Here is a 20,840-nt window from a genome sequence, read left to right as displayed (position 1 = left end):
TCGGCCCAAAAGGTTCCTTTCACAAAGTTGAGCGTTGTAGACTCAACTTAGAATTTCCGCCCCTGAAAGGAGCCCTCGTTGGACGTCAAATTCACCACCAAGAGCCAGGAGGCCCTCTCGGCCGCCGCCATGAACGCCTCCACCGCCGGAAACCCCCAGGTGGAGCCCGCCCACCTGCTCAAGGCGCTGATGGACCAGCGCGACAGCGTGGCTGTGGCGCTGCTGAAGGCAGCCGGCGCCGATCCTGATGCCGTCAGTGTGCAGGCCAGCAGCGCCATCAAGGCCCTGCCCGCAGCATCCGGCGGCTCCACCCAGCAGGCGCAGCTCTCCCGGCCGGCGCTGCAGGCAATCCAGAACGCCAACACCGAGGCCGAAAGCCTGGGCGATACCTACGTCTCCACCGAGGTGCTGCTGTTGGGACTTGCGGCCGGCAGCGACTCCGTCGGACGGATCCTGCGCGACGCCGGCGCCTCCCATGAAGCGCTGCGCGCCGCAGTGCCGGGAGTCCGCGGCGACCGGAAGGTCACCAGCCCGGATCCGGAGAACACGTTCCAGTCGCTCGAAAAATTCGGCACCGACCTCACCGCAATGGCACGGGCAGGCAAACTGGACCCGGTGATCGGGCGGGACACCGAAATCCGCCGGATCGTCCAGGTCCTGAGCCGCCGGACCAAAAACAACCCGGTCATTATTGGCGAGCCGGGCGTGGGCAAGACCGCCGTGGTGGAGGGCCTGGCGCAGCGTATGGTGGCCAACGACGTGCCGGAAAGCCTGCGCGGCAAGACCCTGATCTCCCTGGACCTTGCATCCATGGTGGCCGGCGCCAAGTACCGCGGCGAGTTCGAGGAGCGGCTGAAAGCCGTCCTGGAGGAGATCCGGAACTCTGACGGCCAGATTGTCACGTTCATCGATGAAATCCATACGGTGGTGGGGGCGGGTGCCACCGGTGAGTCGTCAATGGATGCCGGCAACATGCTCAAGCCGATGCTGGCCCGGGGCGAACTGCGGCTGATCGGTGCGACCACCCTGGATGAGTACCGCGAGAACATCGAAAAGGACCCGGCCTTGGAACGCCGCTTCCAGCAGGTGTACGTGGGCGAGCCCAGTGTGGAGGACACCATTGGCATCCTTCGTGGCCTGAAGGCCCGCTATGAGGCCCACCACAAGGTGACCATCGCCGACTCCGCGCTGGTGGCCGCCGCCGGCCTGTCCAACCGCTACATTTCCGGCCGCCAGCTGCCGGACAAGGCCATTGACCTTGTGGACGAGGCCGCGTCCCGGCTGCGCATGGAAATTGACTCAGCACCGGTGGAAATCGACCAGCTGCGCCGCGCCGTGGACCGGCTGACCATGGAGGAACTGGCCCTTGCCAAGGAGACCGACCAGGCCTCGGTGGAACGCCTGGCCGCGTTGCGGGCTGACAAAGCCGACAAAACCGAGGAACTGGACGGCTTGAACGCCCGCTGGGATGCCGAGAAGGCGGGCCTGAACCGGGTGGGAGACCTCAAAGCCAAACTCGATGGGCTGCGGATAGCCGGCGAGAAGGCCAAACGCGAAAGCGACTGGGAGACCGCATCCCGGATCGAATACGGCGAAATCCCCGCCCTGGAGCACGAACTGAAGGCAGCCGCCGAAGCCGAGGCCGCAGTGACGGACAAGTCAGCCCAGATGGTGGCGGAGCAGGTTACCGCGGACGACATCGCCGAAGTCATCTCGGCCTGGACCGGCATCCCGGCAGGCCGGATGCTGCAGGGCGAAAGCCAGAAGCTGCTCCACATGGAGGACGAGCTGGGGCACCGCCTGATCGGGCAGCAGCAGGCCGTCACTGCGGTTTCGGACGCTGTCCGGCGGGCCCGGGCGGGCGTCAGCGACCCCAACCGCCCCACGGGATCGTTCCTGTTCCTGGGGCCAACCGGCGTGGGGAAAACGGAGCTGGCCAAAGCCCTGGCGGACTTCCTGTTCGACGACGAACGCGCCATGGTGCGCATCGATATGTCCGAGTACAGCGAGAAGCACTCCGTGTCGAGGCTGGTTGGCGCCCCGCCGGGATACGTGGGATACGAGGAGGGCGGCCAGCTGACCGAGGCCGTCCGGCGCCGGCCGTATTCAGTGGTGCTGCTTGATGAGGTGGAAAAAGCCCACCCCGAGGTCTTCGATATCCTCCTGCAGGTGCTGGACGACGGCCGCCTCACCGACGGGCAGGGCCGCACCGTGGACTTCCGCAACGTCATCCTGGTGCTGACCTCGAACCTCGGCAGCCAGTTCCTGGTGGACCAGGCCCTGGACCAGGACGCCAAGCGGAAGGCCGTGATGGCCACCGTAAACGCCGCCTTCAAACCCGAATTCCTGAACCGGCTGGATGAAGTGGTGCTGTTTGACCCACTGAACGTCGAGGAGCTGGCCCGGATTGTGGAGCTGCAGGTGGCGGAAATGGGCCGGCGGCTGCAGGACCGCCGCCTCACCCTGGAGGTCACCGAGGCCGCCAGGTCCTGGCTGGCGCTCTCCGGCTTCGACCCGGCCTACGGCGCCCGCCCGCTCCGCCGGCTGGTGCAGCGCGAGATCGGCGACCGGCTGGCCAAGGCCATCCTCTCCGGCGACATCAGCGATGGTGACACGGTGCTGGTGGATACCGCCGCCGACGTCGACGAGCTCACTGACGGGACCCTGGCTGCGCTCAGTGACCAGGGTGAAGGAATTGTGGAGCAGGTCCGCGCCGGCCGCTTCGAAGGGGCCGGGCTTTCCGTGCGGCGGAAGGACTGAGGGCTACGGCAGCACGCTGGCATTGATGACATTGCCGGTGGCCGCCGTGACGTAGCAGTCCACCCGGCGGTCACCGGATGCCCAGCTGGTGCTGCTGGGGTAGCTGCGCTGGAACTCCAGCGTGTAGCCGTCGGCCGCCGGGGACAACCTGGCGGCCTGGCACGCCTCCTGCGCCTGGGCTTTGAGCGCGTCCGAGCCGGGGTAGGTGCCGTCGCCGGGGTAGCGGTACAGCGACACCAGCTGCGCCGAGTGGCCGGTGGTGCACGGCACAACAGTGGCCGTCAGGGCCTCGGGATCGAAGTCGCGGAAACAGTCGCCCAGCGCGTACCCGGCAGGCTCCACGCCTTCTTTCGGGGACTCCAATGCGGTGGGGGCCGGCGTAACCGCCGTTTCCAGGGCGCCGTCCTTGGTTGACCCGTTCGAATCCCGGCCGGAGTTCAGCCACAGCGCCAGCCATACCAGCCCGCCCACCACAAGCAGGAGGACGACGGCGAAGAACACCTTCCACAGGGTTGTCCGGTTGAGTGCCCGGTTCGGCAGCCGTGGTGCGTCAGCCGCGGGCGCCAGGTTGGGGCCCCCGACGGGGCTGCTGCCGCCGCCTGCCGAGGGCGTGCCGGAGGCGGGCGGGGTGGAAGGCCTGGGTGGGACATCCTGGTGGTTCACGGGGTGCACCTTCCTGCGTTTTCCGCACTGCGGGATCCGGTGCGGGCCGTCCCGGCAGCTGTTCTTAAGACTCTACCGAAGAAAAAAGCGGGAAACCCGGGGGATCGGCAAGGAGGGGCTGCTGCGATCCGGCTGCGGAGGCCGCGGCTGGCAAGCAGTGGCAGCTTAAAGCATGTAATCTAGGGGTACGACAAATTGACCAAACATTCCGGGGCCTCACTAACGCCAATGGTGACCACCTCCGGTCCGAGTACAAAAGGGGGTCACGCCATGGGGCGCGGCCGTCAAAAGGCAAAAGCTACCAAACAGGCTCGGGACATTAAGTACTATTCCCCGAACACTGACTACACAGCTCTCCAGCGTGAGCTTAAGAGCTCTGAAGTCCGTGCGCCGAGCCGTTTCGCCAACGAACCGGTTGAACCGGACTATTCGGCCTACGTGGACAAGTACGCGGATGATTTGGAAGAAGACGACGACGGGGTACACACCCGCCGCATCGGCTAGTTGTCGCTTGCCGCTCCGGCCTTCGGGCCGCAGCGCTGTGACGCCGCCGCACAGCTGTTCCCGCACGCCCCGCGTGTGACCACAGCGGGTGCGGCGCTTCTTTTCCGGCACCCGGATCCAGAAGGATTCCCCGTTCCGGATGCAGTCAGCTGCCCGCCGCCGGCACCGTATCAACGGTGCGGGTGGCGGGTTTTTTGTGCCTGCCCGGGCGGCTCCGGAATCCGGACAAGGCTCCAGGCCGCAGTTGCGCAGTAACAGAGCCGGCTCGGGTGGCGGGTTTTTTGTGCCTGCCCGGGCGGCTCCGGAATCCGGACAAGGCTCCAGGCCGCAGTTGCGCAGTAAGAGAGCCGGCTCGGGTGGCGGGTTTTTTGTGCCTGCCCGGGCGGCTCCGGAATCCGGACAAGGCGCCCGGCCGCAGTTGCGCCGCAGCAGCCCTGCTAAAGCTTCGCAGGGCTGCCGCAGCGCAACCGGAAGGTACCGGCCAGGCGGGGTCAGGCGTAGGCGTTGACCAGGCGGACGGCGCCGCCGTCCACGCCCTTGGCGCCCTGGACGTAATCCGGGCCGGCTTTGTCGACAGAGTCGGAGTCGGCCGCAACGGTGCCCATGACCCAGGCCGGCAGGCCACGGTCGTTGAGGCGGGCAACAGCGGCGTCAGCGGCCTGCGGTGAGACGATGGCCACCATGCCCACACCGAGGTTCAGGGTACGCTCGAGGTCCGCCAGCGGGACGTTGCCCAGCTCGGAGACCAGCTTGAAGATGGCGGGAAGTTCCCACGTGGCGCGGTCCACCGTGGCCACCAGGCCCTGCGGCAGGACCCGTGCCAGGTTTGCGGCGAGGCCACCGCCGGTTACGTGGCTGAAGCCGTGGACAGCTGCGCCGCCGCCGGCGGAGGCGCTGACCGGGAAGGTGCGGGCCAGGTCAAGGCAGTCCGCTGCGTAGACGCGGGTGGGCTCCAGTAGTTCCTCGCCCAGCGTGCGGCCCAGCTCGGAAACCTGGCGGTCCAGGGCCCAGCCGGCGTGGTTGATGACACGGCGGACCAGGGAGTAGCCGTTGGAGTGCAGGCCGGAGGACGCCATGCCGATCACCACGTCGCCGGCGCGGACCCGGTCCGGGCCCAGCAGCTGGTCGGCCTCGATCACGCCGGTGGCAGCACCTGCGACGTCGTATTCGTGCTCACCCAGCAGGCCCGGGTGCTCGGCGGTCTCGCCGCCCACCAGTGCGGTGCCCGCCACGGAGCAGGCAGCAGCGATGCCCCGGACGATGTCGGCGATGCGTTCCGGCACCACCTTGCCGCAGGCGATGTAATCGGTCATAAACAGCGGTTCGGCGCCCACCACCACGATGTCGTCCACCACCATGCCCACCAGGTCGAACCCGATGGTGTCGTGGATGTCCATGGCCTGGGCGATGGCCACCTTGGTGCCGACACCGTCCGTGGACGTGGCCAGCAGCGGTTTTTTGTAAGTCAGCAGCTTCGAGACGTCGTAGAGGCCGGCGAAGCCGCCCACCCCGCCGATCACCGAGGAGTTGTGGGTGGCCTTGATGGCACCCTTCATAAGCTCGACGGCGCGGTCGCCGGCTTCAACGTCCACACCTGCGGAGGCGTAGGTGATCTGTCCCTGCTTCTCGGAAGCGGGCCCGGCGGCGGTGTTGGCGGAAGTCATACGGACTCTTTCTTGTCGGCGCCGGCGGCGCTGGCGTGTACGTCAGGCACCATGTCGGCTTCGGTCAGCAGGTTCTCAAATTCGGCGTCCGGGCCGGGATCGCAGCCGGTGGCGCCTGCCTTTTCGGCGGGGTCGTTGTGGGAATCGACGGCCAGGGCTGCAGTCTCGCCGGGAAGGGCGGACGACGACGGCGCGAGGCCACCCAGGTCCGTCCGTTCCAGCAGGTTCTTGCCCAGTTTGTCCGAACCAGGCAGCTCGATGGGGTACTTGCCGGTGAAGCAGGCGGTGCAGAGGCGTTCCCGCGGCTGGCGGGTGGCTCCGATCATGCCGTCCTCGGAGATGTAGGCCAGCGAATCGGCGCCAATGGCCTGGGAAATCTCGTCGATGGTGGCGCCGTTGGCGATCAGCTCCGCGCGGGAGGCGAAGTCGATGCCGTAGAAGCAGGGCCACTGGACGGGCGGGGAGGAGATCTTTACGTGCACGGAGGCGGCGCCGGCTTCGCGGAGCATCCTGACGATGGCCCGCTGGGTGTTGCCGCGGACGATCGAGTCGTCCACCACCACCACACGCTTGCCGCGGATCACGGATTCCAGGGCATTGAGCTTGAGCCGGATGCCCAGCTGCCGCAGCGTCTGCGACGGCTGGATGAAGGTCCGCCCCACATAGGAGTTCTTGACGAAACCGTGCGCGAAGGGGATGCCGGATTCCTCGGCGTAGCCCACCGCGGCGGGGGTCCCGGATTCGGGGACCGGGATCACAATGTCGGCCTCCTGGGTGTTTTCGCGGGCCAGCTGGCGGCCCATCTCCACCCGGGACTCATAGACGGAACGGCCCGCGATGGCGGCGTCCGGACGGGCAAGGTAGACGTATTCGAAAACGCAACCGGCCGGCGTCGGCTCCGCAAAGCGCTGGGACCGCACGCCTTCCTCGTCGATGGCGATGAATTCGCCCGGCTCGATCTCGCGGATGAAGCTGGCGCCCACGGTGGCCAGGGCCGACTGTTCGGAGGCCACCACCCAGCCGCGCTCCAGCCGGCCCAGGACCAGCGGGCGGATGCCGTAGGTGTCGCGGGCTGCGTAGAGGGTGCCTTCGTCCATAAACACAAAGCAGAAGCCGCCCTTGATCTTGGGCAGCAGCTCGATTGCCGTCTGCTCAAGGGTCTTTCCGGCTTCGCCTTCAAGCAGCGCGGTGACCAGGGCGGTGTCCGAGGTGTTGCCCTGCTTCATCTCGCCGCTGAGCTGGCCGCCATTGCGCTCACTGATCATGGCGTTGAGCTCGGCCGTGTTGGTCAGGTTGCCGTTGTGGGCCAGTGCCACGGTGCCCGTGGCGGTGGCGCCAAGGGTGGGCTGGGCGTTGGCCCAGTGGCTGGCGCCCGTAGTGGAATAACGGCAGTGGCCGACGGCCAGGTGCCCTGTCAGGGTATTCAACGTCGTCTCGTCGAAGACCTGGGATACCAGGCCCATGTCCTTGTAGACGTTGATGCGTTTGCCGTCGCTGGTAGCGATGCCGGCGGACTCCTGTCCGCGGTGCTGCAACGCATACAGCCCGTAGTAGGTGAGTTTTGCTACTTCTTCACCTGGTGCCCAGACTCCGAAGACGCCACAAGCGTCCTGCGGGCCTTTTTCGCCAGGGAGAAGATCATGGGAAAGTTTTCCATCGCCGCGTGCCACTGGTCGATTATCTCATGAGATGGGGTAGGAGATTTCCGGTGGCCCGTTTATGACTGCGGATCGGTGTCCGGCTCGGAATCCGGCACGGCCTCCACCGTTGCGCGCTGCTGCCGCTTCACGCTGCGGCGGTCCAGGACCAGGGCCAGCACGGCGCCCAGGATTGCGCCGCCGGCGCCGAACATCACCATAAAGAAGCCAAACACGGCGCCCGGATCGAAGCTCTGGTCACCGGGCAGGCCGTACGCCACCACCGCGGCGGCGCCGGCGCCCACCAGTGCCCCCAGGATCAGGAACGGCACATACTTGGGTGCACGGCGGACGGTTACTTCCCGCCGCTCGGCCGGGGGTTGGTTCAAAGACATGCCATCAAGCCTACATTCGCTCCCCCGTTGCCCTATCACTTATGGCTCCTAAAACCGACGGATGGCGACCATAAGTGATAGCGCAACGGGCGGGTATCAGCTGCCGCGGTACGTGGAGTACGCGAAGGGGCTCAGGAGGAGCGGCACGTGGTAGTGCTCGGGCCCGGAGACTTCAAAAACCAGGTCCACCTCGGGGAAGAACGTTGCCGTCGCCAGCCCGGCGTAATAGGAGCCGGTGGCAAAGTTGAGCCGGTAGTGCCCGGGTTCGAGCTGCCCGGGTCCCAGGTCCTTGGCCCTGCCGTCGGCGTCGGTGGTGGAGCGGGCCAGCTCCTGCCAGCTTCCGGCGTCCTTTGCATAGAGCACGACGGCGACTCCCGCCGCGGGGCGGCCGGCGCCGGTGTCCAGGATGTGGGTGGTGACGTGGGAGACGCTCATTCGCTGATCAGTCCTTCGAGCCGAAGTACGGCAATCTCGCGCAGCTGCTGCGCCACAATGGTGTCTTCCTCGGTGGGGGAGTTGCTAAGCCGGCGGTTCAGGGAATCAAGGATCTCCGGGGCGGTGCGTCCGGCCGCGCGGATCAGGAAGACCCGGCCGAACTTCTCCTCGTACTCCCTGTTGCCGTGGGCGAGGGCTGTCGCGGCGTCGGCGTCGGCAGGGTCCACCCCGGCCTGTTCGGACCGGGACATGGCCGCTTCGGTTCCGGCCGCAGTCGGGCGTTCCCCGATCCGCGGGTGGTGGGCGAGGGCAGCTTCGACCTCGGCGGCGCTGAATGGATCGGCCGCCGAGGAGGCGAACTCGAGGAGGGCGGCCTTGGACGCGAAGGGGCGGGCCGCGGCCACGGCGTCCACCCAGCGTGTGACGTCGACGCAGGGCCGGAGGGTGGTGGCGGCGGCGGAGGGATCCGCGGCGTTAAATTCGGCAAGCTTCATGCTGGCTGCTTCCTTGGAATGCTGGCATCCATGGTGACGGCTATGCGGAGGCCGGAGTTCCCGGCACCCATCGGCTTGCGCACGCCAGGCTTCCGCATCATGGAACTGTTATTTCAGCATACGTAATATTGAAGGACAGGGTGCGGTGCCGTGTCAAGAGGCTACAGCAAGGCGTCCGGGCATTGGGTATCATCACCGGAAGGGGCCTTGCCCCGTTGGCAACAACTTTGGGGAGCAACTGAAACATGAACGGGACAGCTGTGCAGATGCTGACCGGTGACGACGCGGTGCGTGACTCTGACCTGCAGGAATACGGACTGCTGCCGAAAAGCGGCACCAAAGTTCCGGCCCTCCTGGACGGCCGGGCGCAGACTTCGCTGGACAATCTTGTCCGGCTGGCGGCGTCGCTTTGCGGGGTGCCGTACAGCGTCGTCAACATCATCACCGCCGATCAGCAACTGCAGATCGCCGCTTCAGGCGTTAACGCCGGGATCTGCTCCCGCGAGGACTCGATGTGCGCGGCCGTTTTCCTCAGTGGATCAACCACGGTGGTTCAGGACGCGTCCACGGATCCGAGGTTCGCGGGCAACCCCTTTGTGACAGGTGAAATTGCCGAAGTGCGTTTCTACGCATCGGTCCCGCTGGAGACGTCGGAAGGGCTGGTGCTGGGCTCGCTGTGCGTCTTTTCCGACCAGATGCACGCGCCGTCCGTGGAACAGATCGACCTCTTGGAGGTGCTGGCCCGGCAGGTGGTTGAACTCCTGGAACTGCAGCACCGCACGCTGCAGCTTAACAATGCCCTCGAGGAGCTGCAGCGCAGCAACACCATGCTGGCGGAATTTGCCGGCCGCGTCAGCCACGACCTGCGGACCCCGCTCACCACCATCCTGGGCTACGTGGAGCTGGCGGAGGACGACCCCGATATCCCGGCGGGCCACCCGGCGGCCGAGTACCTGGACTACATCGGCAGCGGCGGCCGCAGGATGCTGGGCACCCTGGAGGACGTGCTGAACTACTCCCGGGCCAACGGCGCCTTGAACCGCGAGCGGGTGTCATTGCTGGCCGTGGCCGCCGAAGCCGCCCAGGACCTGGGCCTGGATCTTGGCGGGGCCAGCGGCATCACCTGCGAGGACGCGGAAATGTTCGCCGACAGGGCGCAGCTGCGGACCCTGGTCCAGAACCTCCTGGCCAACTCCCTGAACTACAGCAGCAGCAGCCGGGAGCTCCAGGTGCTCATCAGCGCCACCAGGAAGGCCCGGGGCGTCATCCTGCACGTCGCGGACAACGGCAAGGGCATCAGCCCCGAAGACCGGGAACGGGCAGTGGAGCCGCTGGTCCGCCTCCGGCGGCCGGGCGACGGCGCGGGAACCGGGCTGGGTCTGGCCACCTGCGAGCGCATCGCCCAGGCCCACGGCGGGGACCTGGTGATCAGCGGGACACCGGGCGGCGGCGCCACGGTATCGGTGCTGTTCCCAACGGGTAACTAGGGCCGGCCGGCTCCCGGCGCCCAGCAGGCGCCCGGTCCCGGCGAGCCCGGGACCGGGCGCGGACTAAGTCTGTGCCGATGTCCTGGACAGTACCCAGGTGTTGGTGCCGTCCTGCCGCTCAAAGGTCACGGTGGTCACGAGGGCCTGGATCAGCGCGAGCCCGCGGCCGGACTCGGCTTCCTCGCCGGGGGTGGCCGGTTCCATCGGGCCGAACGGCGGCTTGGCGTTGAAGGCGCTCACACGGGCCTGCAGGAAGGTGGGCTGGACGGTGATGTCCACGCCCAGCTCCACGGCGTCCCGGCCGGCCGGCTCGGCATGCTGGACGATGTTGGACGCGGACTCGATGACCGCCGTCGTAAAGGTCATCTGGTCCACGTCGTGCACAAAGGGGACGTCCAGCCAGAGGCTGTCCAGGTCGTTGTGGACGGACTCGATGGCGTCGTCGGCGGCGGGCCCGCGGAAGCTGCGGGAGGCGAGGACCTCAGTCATTGCCGAACGCCTGCTCGGCGGAAGGGTAGGCCGTGAGGACCTTGTCCATGCTGGTGAGCTCCAGGACCATCCGCACCTGCGGCTGGACCGCGGCGATGCGGAGGTCGCCGCCGGCCTGCCGTGCGGCCTTGAGGCAGCCGATGAGCGCGCCAAGGCCTGAGGAGTCCATAAAGGCAGTGTTTTCGAGGTTGACCACAATCCGGTTGGACCCGCCGGCGATCACGTCGGTGACGAACTCGCGCAGCTTGGGGGCAGAAACCATGTTCAGCCGCCCGTCCGCCTTCACTTCCGCATACGAGTCCTTGACCTCATAGCTAAATTCCATCAGGATTCCCTCTCTGTTGCTGCAGGTTCTGCGGCCGGTTCGTAACCCTTGTAGAGCACGGCGCGGACCAGGATACTCATCACCACCAGGTCGAAAATGACCCAGGCGACGTTGACCAGTGTGCCCAGCGGTTCCGCCAGGCCGGTGGCAAGGCGGATGATTCCGACGACGGCGGCCACCGCCAGCAGGATCGCCACCACAATCTGGGGCTGGATCAGGCTCCAGCTGGGACCACCGCTTTGGCGGTTCTTGGGGGTGACGGCGAACCCGAGGGGACGGCCGAACCAGACGTTCCGGGCCGCCGTCGAGCAGGCCTTGATCCACGTTGGGAACAGCGCCAGGCTGTACTGCTGGCCCCGCCAGGTGGGGATGCCGCGGCCGGCCACGGCGAACAGGATCTGGTTGACCACCATAAAGGGGATAAAGCGGATGAAGAAGTCCCAGCTGAGGCTGGTGACCGGCAGGATGCCCAGCAGGAGGTAGATGATGGGGGCCGCGAAGTAGATGACTGCCGCGTAGCCGCTCAGGTACGTCCACATGGTGGCGAAGTACATCAGCCGCTGGCCAAGCTTCAGGCCCTTCTGCACCAGCGGGTTTTCCCGGAGCAGCACCTGGATGGTGCCCTGGGCCCAGCGGAGCCGCTGCGTCAGCATGGTCTGCAGGTCCTCCGGCGCGAGGCCGTAGGCCAGCACCTCGTGGTGGTAGACGCTCTCCCAGCCCATGCCGTGCATCCGCATCGCCGTGGCCATGTCCTCGGTGACGGAGATGGTGGCCAGCGGCATCACGGGCTGGGCCTCGTCGTTGCGTTCCACGGACAGCGCGTCGAGGACTGCCTGGACTGATTCCAGGGCGCCCAGCGGGGACCAGTCGCGGGCGGACATCCGCTGCACGGCATCGTCCGCAACGACCGGGACCCCGGAGTCGCCCACGTGGGCGAGTTCCATGGCGGCGATCTCCTCAAGGTCGGACTGCAGCGCTTCGACGTCCGCCAGCACCAGGGTCTGCACGGCGCTGTCCACCCGGCGCCGGACCCGGTAGGTGAGCTCGCTGAAGGACTGGCCGTCGTCGAGCTGCCGTTGGGCCTCGACGGTGGCCGCTTCAACTTCGTCCAGGACCTGGGCCACCAGGGGCGCTTGCACGTCAGCGGATTTCCGGGCCTGCCGGATGGCGGAGCGGGATGCTGCCAGGGCCCGGCGGATGCTCTTCTCGGTTTCCTTGACGTACCCCACCAGGCCCAGCTGCATCAGGGCCTCGCGGCGCAGGATGGCGTTGGAGCCGCAGAAGAAGGCAGCGTTCCAGCCGTCCTTGCCCTGCTGGATGGGCCCGTAAAAGAGGGGCGCCTGGCTGCCCAGGGGGTCGCTGGCGGGGACGTTGCTGAAGTACTGCGGGGTCTGGACCAGGGCGACTTTGTCGTTGGTGAAGTAACCCAGCGTCTTTTCCAGGATGTCCGGTTCCGGGATCTGGTCCGCGTCCAGGATGAGCAGGAACTCGCCATGGGTAACCATCAGCGCGTTGTTCAGGTTGCCGGCCTTGGCGTGGCGGGGAACGTTGGCGGTCCAGTCCCCGCTGCGGGTCACGTAGCCCAGCCCGTGCTCCTCGGCCAGGGCCTTGAGTTCCGGGCGGGCGCCGTCGTCCAGGATCCAGGTGCTGTGCGGGTGCCTGATCCGCTGCGCAGCAAGGGCCGTGGTCATCACCATGTCCAGGTCTTCGTTGTACGTGGTGATAAAAACATCAACGGTGGCGTCCGCGGGCGCCACCGGGGCGGCCTTGCGGAGCTTCAGCCGCCAGACGGTCATGCCGAACAGCATCACGTCGATCAGGCTGTAGGTTTCCGCGATCACCAGGGGCAGCGCAATCCACCAGGCTTCCCAGTTCAAGGACGCCATCCAGCGCCAGCCGATGTAGTTCAGCCCCGTGATGACGGTCAGCACCACCACCAGCCGGGTCCAGAACCGGGTCATGCCGCCGCACCTTCGGGCAGCCGCCGGACCACCACCACGGTGACGTCGTCCTCGGCGGTATCGGCGGGGGCCAGGGCCATGATGGCGCCGCTGGCGGACTGGGCCGATTCCTGGTTCTGCGCCGCTTCGAGCACGGCGGCGGTGAACGCTTCCACGGACTCGAAGACATCCAGGACGCCGTCGCTCACCACCACCAGGGAGTCACCGGGCGCCAGGAGCAGGTCCGACTGCGGCCATTGGGTTCCCGCCCAGGCACCCACGGGCGGTCCTCCGGAGGGAAGCCGGCGGGCCGTGCCGCCGGCCTGGATGTGCAGCGCGAGTCCGTGCCCGGCATCCACGTAGCTGACGGCCCCGGTAGCAGCGGCCAGCCGGGCGTGGAACAGGGTGACAAAGGAATTGGAGGAGTCCAGGTCCGTGGCGATCGCCTTGCTGGCGGCGGCGAACGCGCCGTCCAGGTCCTGCCGGCGGCCGGTGGAGCGCATCACGGCCCGGACGGTGGCGGCGATCAGGGCGGCGCCCATGCCCTTGCCCATGGCGTCCGCGAAGGTCAGGTGCAGGCCGTCAGGGGTCTGGTACCAGTCGTAGAAGTCCCCGCCCACGCTGCGGGAGGGCCTGAACAGGCCGGCGACGTCATAGCCCGCCACCCGGATGTCTTCCTTGGGCAGCAGGCTTTGCTGCACTTCGGTGGCCCTTTGCAGTTCGCTCCGGGACGCCGAATCGGCCTCGGCGGAGGGCCTGCGCCGGAACAGGGCGTTGATCCGGGACTGCAGTTCGCGGGGGCTGAAGGGTTTGCTGATGTATTCGTCGGCGCCGTTGTCCAGGCCGGTCAGTTTGTCCAGTTCATCGGCGCGTGCGGTGAGCATCACGATGAAGGCATCCGAAAACTCGCGCAGCAGCTTGCAGACTTCCAGCCCGTCGATGTCCGGCAGGTTCAGGTCGAGGGTGACCAGGTCAGGCTGTTGCAGGCGGACTTCGGCCACGCCGGCCATCCCGGTGCCGGCATGGGTGACCTCGAACCCCTGCTTGGCCAGGACCCGGACCAGCAGGCCGCGGATGTCGGGGTCATCCTCGATGACGACGGCACGGCGGAGTTCGGTGGGAGAGACCATAGGTCTACTTCTACCGCATTAAGGCCCGCGCGGCATGCAAAGTGCCCCTACCGCACCGAAATCGTAGTAACTGTGCGGGGTCCGGCGCGGAGGCGGCAGGGAGTCTTGTGGCAATCTTTGCGTCCGCTTGGCCTGACGTTGAGCCTGGGCGGAGACACTCGGATCCTGGCGCAGCTTTCCTGCAGACCGGGCCGACGGCGGCCCCACCTGAAGCTGGGCCGCTTGGGGAAGGGGCGGGACAGCCATGGGAAAGAACAGGAACCAGCGGACCACGGTGGGTAGCCGGGCAAAACTGGCGGACACGCAGCCGACGGCGGCCGGCGGGCCCGGCGCCGCGGGTGCGGCCGGAGCGCCAGGCGGCAGCCCGGCGTCGGCCGCTGCCCGGCTGCCGGTTGAGGCCGGGCAACAACCGCAGAAGGCCGGTGGCCGCCATGCGGCGCCCGGAATCCACGACGAAACCGCAGCGGAAGGCACTGCCTTGCCGGGGCGGAACCCCAGGCACGCTGGCGCCTCCGAAGGGACGGGTGCGCAGGCAGGTCCTGGGCCCGCGCCGGCGATGGCCGGCGGGAACGGCCCCGCCGCAGATGCCCCGGGGCCGGGTGGGCCGCCCAGGGCCGGTGGGAAGTTGCAGGCGCTCCGGCGGCTCTTCTCCCACTCCCGCAGGGTGCGGGCAGCGGCGAAGGCCCTGTCGCGGGCGCTGGCCGAGTCCCGTGAGGTTTCCAGCTGGCCGGGTGACCGGCTGATGGTGGGCGCGGAGATCTCGGACCGGGTGGAACTGCTGACGCGCCGGCTGAAGCTTGAGACAGAGGCGCACCACCGGTTCGCGGAACTCTTCAGGTCTCCGGGCGGGAGCCGTTCCATCCCGGCGCTCTAGGTGGCACACTTGGAGGCAATCGAGTGGCTGGGGCATACCGGGTCAGGAGATTGCCGTGGACTTTACGGGGTGGGCTTACTTCATCGCCGGGCTGATCACGGCTGATGCCCTCCTGCTGGCCTTGTGGGCCATCGACGAGGACTGGCCGGGCAAATGGTGGAAGAAGCCGTGACCGGCGGTCCTGTCAGTCAAGGTCCAACCGCATCAGGACCCGTGGAAATCCGTTGAGCACGGACGTGGTGTCCGCGGCCTTTCGGAACCCCGCGTCGGCGAACAGCTTCCGCGTCCCCACGTACGCCATGGTGAGGTCCACCTTGGCGCCGGCGTTGTCCACCGGGTAGCCCTCGATGGCTGGCGCCCCGTAGCTCCGGGCCAGGTCCACTGCCCCTGCCAGCAGCGCGTGGGAAATGCCCTTCTTCCGGTGCCCGGGCCGCACCCGGATGCACCAGACGGACCATACCGGCAGTTCGTCCACGTGCGGGATCCGCCGGTTCCCGGCAAAGCTGGTGTCCGCGCGGGGGTGCACCGCTGCCCACCCCACTGCCTCGCCGCCGTCGTACGCCAGGACACCCGGCGGCGGGTCCTGGCGCACCAGCGTCCGGACCAGGTCGCCGCGTTCAGTCCCGTGCAGCTGCTGGTTCTCCTTCGACGGGATGCGGTAGCTCAGGCACCAGCACACGTTGGCATCGGGCCGCTTGGGCCCCACCATGGTCCGGACATCGTCGAAAACGGTCGCCGGACGGACCTCGATCGCCATCCGGCCATCCTGCCACCGGGCCTGCGGCCGGGCAACAGCCGGGAGTATGCGCGGAGGGAACGGCAACGGGTGATCTGCGCCTGGATCCTTCTCGGCGGGTCGGGGATGGTTTTCAACTGTCCCGGGTGTGCTGCGCCCCTCCTGTGCCCGCCCCATTCCGGCGGTAGGCAAAACCCGGCAGGGTGCAGCGTGACGGGGCTTCCTGCGAAGGGCTGCCAGTCACCATATACTCCGAACATGCTAATTGTGCTCCCAGTCCAAGGCGCCCACGCCCAAAAGCCAGCCCCCAGCCACCTTGGGGACCAGCTGTGAGCGGGGGCCTGGTTGCGCTCCTTGATGACGTGGCCGCGCTGGCCCGCATCGCCGCCGCGTCCGTGGACGACATAGCCGCGGGCGCCGCCAAGGCCGGGGCCAAAGCCGCCGGTGTGGTCATCGACGACGCCGCAGTGACCCCGCAGTACGTCTCCGGGGCCGACCCGTCCCGCGAATTGCCCATGATCAAGCGGATTTTCTGGGGTTCGCTCCGGAACAAGCTGCTCATCATCCTGCCGGCGCTGCTGCTTATCAGCGCCTTTATCCCCGCGGTGATCCCGTTCATCCTGATGCTGGGCGGAACGTACCTCTGCTACGAGGGTGCCGAGAAGGTCTGGCACAAGTTCTTCGGCCACCACGCGGCTGCCGAAGACCAACCTGCGGTTGACCGGGGAGCCGGGGCCGAAGCAAAGGTGGTCAAGGGCGCCATCACCACCGACTTCATCCTGTCCTGCGAGATTATGGTCATCTCCATGACCGAAGTGGCCGATGAGTCACTGTGGGTCCGGGCCCTCATCCTGGTGGTTGTTGCGTTTGCGATCACGGTCCTCGTTTACGGCGCCGTGGCGCTGATCGTCAAAATGGACGACATCGGGCTGCACCTGAGCGCCAAGGACTCGGCCGGTTCCAAGCGTTTCGGCGGACTGCTGGTCAAGGGGATGCCTGCGGTCCTGGCTACTATCACCCTGGTGGGGACAGTGGCCATGCTGTGGGTCGGTGGCCACATCATGGTGCAGGGCGCGCACGATCTCGGCTGGCACCAGCCCTACGACCTGATCCACACCCTGGAGGCCCCTTTCGCGGGGATCGCGGTGGTGGGCGGCTTCCTGGGCTGGTTGGTGAACACGCTGTGCTCCGCCGTCGTGGGGCTGGCGTGGGGCCTGCTGGTGATGGTTGTGGTGCAGCCGCTCCTGAAGGCACTGCCCTTCGGCAAAGGCAAAAACGAGGACGCGCACGGGGAAGGCGACGCCCACTCGGCGGCCGCCGGCCATCAGGCGGCGGAACGGGACTCCGGCCACACGCCGTAGGCTTCGGCACACCGAAAACGCCCTCCTCCTTTCTGGAAAATTCCAGGAAGGAGGAGGGCGTTGTGGTGTGCGGGCCGGGCGTCAGCCGCGCAGGGTAGTCTTCCCTGCCCGGCACTTCAGCGGGGGCTGAAGCCCATCTTCGCGCTGATGGCCAGGCCGGCTTCCCGCAGGTCCGCAATGAGCGCGGGGTCGCCCTCCGGCATAAACCGGAACGCCGGGCCGGAGATGCTCAGGGCTGCGATGACCTTGCCTACGTGGTTGTAGACGGGCACGGCCATGGCGGTCAGGCCAAGTTCGAACTCTTCATGAACCACCGCGTAGCCGTTGCGGGAGACCCCCAGCAGTTGCTTTTCCAGTTCCGCGCGGTTGGTGATGGTGAGCGGCGTACGGGCTGACAGGCCCACCGTCCTTAATATTTGCTCCCGCTCATCCGCGGAGAGGCCGGCGAGCAGGACCTTGCCGCTTGAGGTGGCATGCAGGGGTGTCAGGCTGCCCACCCAGTCGTAGGTGGCGAGGGTTGACGGCCCCATGGCCTGGTCCACGTTGACGGCATAGTTGGAGCGCAGCACGGCCAGATTCACCGTTTCCTTGTGGTCCGCGGCGAGTTTTTCCAGGATGGACCCGGCCTCGTGCACCAGGCTGAGCCGCCCGGGAATGGAGGCTGCCAGCCGCAGGATGCCAAAGCCCAGCTGGTACTTCCCGCGCTCGCTGTTCTGGCGGACCATTTCCCGGCCCACCAGTGACCCAACCAGCCTTGAGACCGTTGACTTGTGGATGCCCATTTGCTCGGCGATCTCGGTGACGCCGGCGTCACCTTGCCTGGCAAGGATTTCCAGGATCTGCAGGGCGCGGTCGACGGACTGGACGCCCCCGCCTTGTGAGTCGGCGTCCTTTTCGGTATCGGGGTCATTGCGTGCGGCCATGATGCCTCGTGTCGTTTTGCCATGTCAGGCGCCGGGCCGGAAGCCTGATGCTGCCTCTTCTTCCTCATCCTAGTCCGACTCAGGTGCCGGACTTTTGCGGCTTCTTTTGGCGGAGCGGCGGCCTTCCCCCACGGGTTCCTGGGATTAAAAGCGGAAGGGCACCCCCGGGCGGGGATGCCCTTCCGGACGCAACGCCCCACCGGGGTGGGCCGGCACCACGTCAAAGTCCGGCGTGGGTTACCACGCCTGCCGGTTGGCGCGGACGTGCCAGCCGGTCCCGGCCGGCGTAGACGTTCAGGCTGGTTCCCCTGCTGAAGCCGACCAGGGTCAGGCCGGTCTCAGCGGCCAGGTCCACGGCCAGGCTCGAGGGGGCGCTCACGGCGGCCAGCACGGGAATGCCGGCCAGGGCGGCTTTCTGGACCAGTTCGAAGGAGGCCCGTCCGGAAACCTGCAGCACGGTCCCGCGCAGGGGCAGCATGTCCTGCCGCAGGGCCCAGCCCACCACCTTGTCCACGGCGTTGTGCCGGCCCACGTCTTCCCGAAGGCACAGCAGTTCGGGCTGTCCTGCCTCATCCACCCGGAACAACCCCGCGGCATGGACGCCGCCGGTCTTCTCGAACAGCGCCTGCGCCTCGCGCAGCCGGTCGGGAAGTTCCGCGAGGACGTCCACGGGAATCCGGAACGGGTCCTGCGCGGCGTCGAAGTGGATGGTCTTACGGACGGCCTCAATGGAATCGGTGCCGCAGATGCCGCAGGAGCTCGAGGTATACACGTGGCGCATGGTGTCCGGCATCGGCACGTCAGGCCGCAACTGGGCTTCGACCACGTTGAACGTCTGCCTGCCTTCGGTTTCGCCTGCGCAGAAGCGGAGGGAGATCAGCTCGTCCTGCCGGCGGATGATGCCTTCGGAGACCAGGAATCCGGCCACCAGGTCAAAATCATCCCCTGGGGTCCGCATGGTGACGGAGAAGGAACGGCCGCCCACCCGTATTTCCAGGGGTTCCTCGGCCGCCAGCACGTCCTCCGTGAACCGGACGGGGTATTCGGTGCCGCTGCTGTCCACCCGGAAGCGGTGGATCCTCCGGCGCTGGGTCATGCGTGCCAAGGCGTATCCTGTCGTCGCTGGTCCGGGCTCCAGGGGAGCGGGAGGTAAGGAACCGGGCCGCCCGAATCGACCCCGGCAGGTGGGACCACCAGCACACCGTCGGCCCTGGCCAGGCCCCGCATCATGCCCGAGCCTGTGTGCTCCGTGGGGAAGGCCAGCCCCTGGATCATTTTGCAGGGCAGGAGCCGGGTCCGGCCCGGCGCGGGTTCGATGTCGTTGCCGGAGACCACCTGGTCAAGTGCCGGCAGGGGCATGTTTCCCAAGGCAGCCAGGAGCGGGGCGCCGATGCTGAGGAGGGCCATCAGGGCGGCCAACGGGTTTCCGGGCAGCCCAACGATGAATCGTCCGTCCGGGAGCTCCGCGAGAACTGCCGGGTGGCCCGGTCGCATGGCCACGCCGTCCAGCAGCAGCCGGCCGCCGAGCGCGGCCACAGCGGCCCGGAAGTGGTCAGTGGCCGACCGGCCGGTTCCGCCGGTGGTGATGGTGACGTCCGCTGGTTTTCCGGCGGACGCAGGAGCGCCAAGGGCTGCGAGCCACTCGTTGCAGGAGTCCCCGATCCTGAGCGGATCTCCGGGAGTGCCGCCCAGCATGGAAACGATCGTTCCCAGCTGCGGACCGAAGGTGTCCCTGACCTGGCCCGGCGCGGGCACGCCGGAGGTGATCACCTCGGATCCGGTCAGCACGACGGCGACCGACGGTTTGGCCTGGACCTGGACTGTGTCGTGGCCTGCTACCGCGGCCAAGGCCACGTGCGCGGGGTTGAGCACGGTGCCGCGCGGGATGAGCACTTCACCCGCAGTGGCCTCCTCCCCTGCGGGACGGATGTGCTGGGCGCGCCGTGGTTCGCCGGGCTTCGCGTCGGCATTGAGCGAGAGGACCGGCTTGCCGGCAGCAGCCAGGAACACCTGGCCGCTCTCCTTGCGGAGGATGGCCTCGGCGCCGCCGGGTACCAGCCCGCCGGTGGCGATAACAGAAGCCTGGCCCACTGACAGGTGCTGCCCTGGTCCGGTAAGGATCCACGGGCCGGTGCCGTTCACGGCCCAGCCGTCCATGGCGGACGAAGCGTAGTGGGGGAGGCTTTGCAGGGCGGTGACGGCGCGGGTCAGGGTGCGCCCGGTTGCCGCCACGAGGGGTACGTCCACCGGCGCCAACGGGATTGCGCACTCGAAGGCCAACCGGCGTGCCTCGGTCCACCCTGGGGACGCGGCCGGGGCTGCCGGCTGCTGGAAAGCGCCGATGTCGACGGGGAGGTCATGGGTGAGCATCCATGCCGCCTTCCTGGATATTGTGATGCGCTGGGGATGTGGTGGTGCGTGGCACTGCTGCTGCGGACGATCCGCACCGCGTGTCAGGCCTTGACGTAGCCGTTGGGGTTCAGGACGAACTTGGTTGCTGCACCGGCGTCGAATTCCGCGTACCCGCGGGCCGCCTCTTCGAGCGGAATGGCCTTGGCGTTGACGGCCTTGGCGATCTGGACCCTGTTGTGCAGGATGGCCGTCATCAGCTGGCGGTTGTACTTCATCACGGGACACTGGCCGGTGGTGAAGGACAGCGACTTGGCCCACCCGGTGCCCAGGGACAGCGAGAGGGAACCGCGCTGGGCGGACTCGTCGATGCCGCCCGGATCGCCGGTGACGTAGAGGCCGGGGATGCCCAGGGAGCCGCCGGCTGCGGTGAGGTCCATCAGGGAATTCAGCACGGTGGCTGGGGCTTCGTGGGATGCATCCCGGCCGTGGCCGCGGGCCTCGAAGCCAACGGCATCCACGCCGCAGTCCACCTCCGGGATGCCAAGGAGCTGCTCGACCTGGTCCTTCGGGTCCCCTTTGGTGACGTTGACGGTTTCGCAGCCGAAGGACCGGGCCTGGGCCAGGCGTTTCTCGTTCATGTCGCCGACAATGACCACTGCGGCACCGAGGAG

The 20,840-nt window shown here is 67.5% G+C and carries 19 protein-coding genes and 1 pseudogene; 5 read left to right on the top strand and 15 right to left on the bottom strand.

Going from position 1 to position 20,840, the window contains the following annotated elements:
* The first annotated feature begins 78 nt into the window (after positions 1–78).
* Positions 79–2,760, top strand: a complete 2,682-nt coding sequence (gene clpB, locus ACU18_RS15490) for an ATP-dependent chaperone ClpB (protein WP_050686974.1) — start codon at positions 79–81, stop codon at positions 2,758–2,760.
* Positions 2,761–2,763: 3 nt separating this feature from the next.
* Here clpB and ACU18_RS15485 read toward each other — a convergent pair whose 3' ends face one another.
* A complete protein-coding gene (locus ACU18_RS15485) occupies positions 2,764–3,423 on the bottom strand; it encodes a septum formation family protein (protein ID WP_050686972.1) in 660 nt (219 codons plus the stop codon).
* Positions 3,424–3,693: 270 nt separating this feature from the next.
* Between ACU18_RS15485 and ACU18_RS15480 the strand changes: the two genes are divergently transcribed.
* Positions 3,694–3,927 carry a DUF3073 domain-containing protein gene (locus ACU18_RS15480; RefSeq protein ID WP_050686970.1) on the top strand — a complete coding sequence of 78 codons (234 nt, stop codon included), beginning with the start codon at positions 3,694–3,696 and terminating at the stop codon, positions 3,925–3,927.
* Positions 3,928–4,418: 491 nt separating this feature from the next.
* Here ACU18_RS15480 and purM read toward each other — a convergent pair whose 3' ends face one another.
* From purM to uraD, 5 genes are all read right to left on the bottom strand, one after another.
* Entirely contained in the window at positions 4,419–5,591 is a 1,173-nt protein-coding gene (purM, locus tag ACU18_RS15475; protein ID WP_050686968.1) for a phosphoribosylformylglycinamidine cyclo-ligase, read from the bottom strand.
* Positions 5,588–7,261, bottom strand: a complete 1,674-nt coding sequence (purF, locus tag ACU18_RS15470) for an amidophosphoribosyltransferase (RefSeq protein ID WP_050686966.1) — start codon at positions 7,259–7,261, stop codon at positions 5,588–5,590. The genes purM and purF overlap by 4 nt, the downstream gene beginning before the upstream one ends.
* A 47-nt stretch (positions 7,262–7,308) precedes the next feature.
* The gene (locus ACU18_RS15465; RefSeq protein ID WP_050686964.1) at positions 7,309–7,623 is read right to left on the bottom strand and encodes a hypothetical protein; all 315 of its coding nucleotides are present in this window, start codon (positions 7,621–7,623) and stop codon (positions 7,309–7,311) included.
* A gap of 96 nt (positions 7,624–7,719) precedes the next feature.
* On the bottom strand, positions 7,720–8,058 hold the full coding sequence (gene uraH, locus ACU18_RS15460; RefSeq protein ID WP_050686962.1) for a hydroxyisourate hydrolase: 339 nt from the start codon (positions 8,056–8,058) through the stop codon (positions 7,720–7,722).
* On the bottom strand, positions 8,055–8,552 hold the full coding sequence (uraD, locus tag ACU18_RS15455; RefSeq protein ID WP_050686960.1) for a 2-oxo-4-hydroxy-4-carboxy-5-ureidoimidazoline decarboxylase: 498 nt from the start codon (positions 8,550–8,552) through the stop codon (positions 8,055–8,057). Before uraD ends, uraH begins: the two co-directional genes overlap by 4 nt.
* Positions 8,553–8,797: 245 nt before the next feature.
* On the opposite strand from uraD, the gene ACU18_RS15450 reads away from it, so the two are divergent.
* A complete protein-coding gene (locus ACU18_RS15450) occupies positions 8,798–10,039 on the top strand; it encodes a GAF domain-containing sensor histidine kinase (RefSeq protein ID WP_050686958.1) in 1,242 nt (413 codons plus the stop codon).
* A gap of 63 nt (positions 10,040–10,102) precedes the next feature.
* Here ACU18_RS15450 and ACU18_RS15445 read toward each other — a convergent pair whose 3' ends face one another.
* From ACU18_RS15445 to ACU18_RS15430, 4 genes are read right to left on the bottom strand one after another with little or no spacing between them, the layout of a single operon-like run.
* Positions 10,103–10,528 carry an ATP-binding protein gene (locus tag ACU18_RS15445; RefSeq protein ID WP_050686956.1) on the bottom strand — a complete coding sequence of 142 codons (426 nt, stop codon included), beginning with the start codon at positions 10,526–10,528 and terminating at the stop codon, positions 10,103–10,105.
* On the bottom strand, positions 10,521–10,853 hold the full coding sequence (locus ACU18_RS15440; protein ID WP_050686954.1) for an STAS domain-containing protein: 333 nt from the start codon (positions 10,851–10,853) through the stop codon (positions 10,521–10,523). Before ACU18_RS15440 ends, ACU18_RS15445 begins: the two co-directional genes overlap by 8 nt.
* On the bottom strand, positions 10,853–12,814 hold the full coding sequence (locus ACU18_RS15435) for a glycosyltransferase family 2 protein (RefSeq protein ID WP_050686952.1): 1,962 nt from the start codon (positions 12,812–12,814) through the stop codon (positions 10,853–10,855). Before ACU18_RS15435 ends, ACU18_RS15440 begins: the two co-directional genes overlap by 1 nt.
* Positions 12,811–13,923, bottom strand: coding sequence for a SpoIIE family protein phosphatase (locus tag ACU18_RS15430; protein ID WP_050686950.1), 1,113 nt, complete (start codon positions 13,921–13,923; stop codon positions 12,811–12,813). The genes ACU18_RS15435 and ACU18_RS15430 overlap by 4 nt, the downstream gene beginning before the upstream one ends.
* 244 nt (positions 13,924–14,167) lie before the next feature.
* Here ACU18_RS15430 and ACU18_RS20280 point away from each other — a divergent pair, with 244 nt between their 5' ends.
* Positions 14,168–14,797, top strand: a complete 630-nt coding sequence (locus ACU18_RS20280; RefSeq protein ID WP_231686104.1) for a hypothetical protein — start codon at positions 14,168–14,170, stop codon at positions 14,795–14,797.
* A gap of 184 nt (positions 14,798–14,981) precedes the next feature.
* Here ACU18_RS20280 and ACU18_RS15420 read toward each other — a convergent pair whose 3' ends face one another.
* Positions 14,982–15,554 carry a GNAT family N-acetyltransferase gene (locus tag ACU18_RS15420; RefSeq protein ID WP_050686948.1) on the bottom strand — a complete coding sequence of 191 codons (573 nt, stop codon included), beginning with the start codon at positions 15,552–15,554 and terminating at the stop codon, positions 14,982–14,984.
* 308 nt (positions 15,555–15,862) lie between these two features.
* Here ACU18_RS15420 and ACU18_RS15415 point away from each other — a divergent pair, with 308 nt between their 5' ends.
* A complete protein-coding gene (locus ACU18_RS15415) occupies positions 15,863–16,894 on the top strand; it encodes a DUF808 domain-containing protein (protein ID WP_050686946.1) in 1,032 nt (343 codons plus the stop codon).
* Between the two features lie 116 nt (positions 16,895–17,010).
* Here the strand turns inward: ACU18_RS15415 and ACU18_RS15410 are convergent, their stop codons facing one another.
* The 4 genes and pseudogenes from ACU18_RS15410 to ACU18_RS15395 all read right to left on the bottom strand — a co-directional run.
* A complete protein-coding gene (locus ACU18_RS15410) occupies positions 17,011–17,817 on the bottom strand; it encodes an IclR family transcriptional regulator (RefSeq protein ID WP_050686944.1) in 807 nt (268 codons plus the stop codon).
* A gap of 220 nt (positions 17,818–18,037) precedes the next feature.
* Positions 18,038–18,922, bottom strand: coding sequence for a formate dehydrogenase accessory sulfurtransferase FdhD (gene fdhD, locus ACU18_RS15405; protein WP_050686941.1), 885 nt, complete (start codon positions 18,920–18,922; stop codon positions 18,038–18,040).
* A complete protein-coding gene (locus tag ACU18_RS15400) occupies positions 18,910–20,187 on the bottom strand; it encodes a molybdopterin molybdotransferase MoeA (protein WP_082178366.1) in 1,278 nt (425 codons plus the stop codon). Before ACU18_RS15400 ends, fdhD begins: the two co-directional genes overlap by 13 nt.
* An 83-nt stretch (positions 20,188–20,270) precedes the next feature.
* Positions 20,271–20,840 (bottom strand): annotated as a pseudogene (locus ACU18_RS15395) (formaldehyde dehydrogenase, glutathione-independent); the annotation flags it as partial.

Source organism: Arthrobacter sp. ZBG10, assembly GCF_001238605.1.
Classification (GTDB): domain Bacteria; phylum Actinomycetota; class Actinomycetes; order Actinomycetales; family Micrococcaceae; genus Arthrobacter.
Note: the sequence above shows the minus strand (reverse complement) of the source record. Positions and strands in the feature narration are given on the sequence as shown.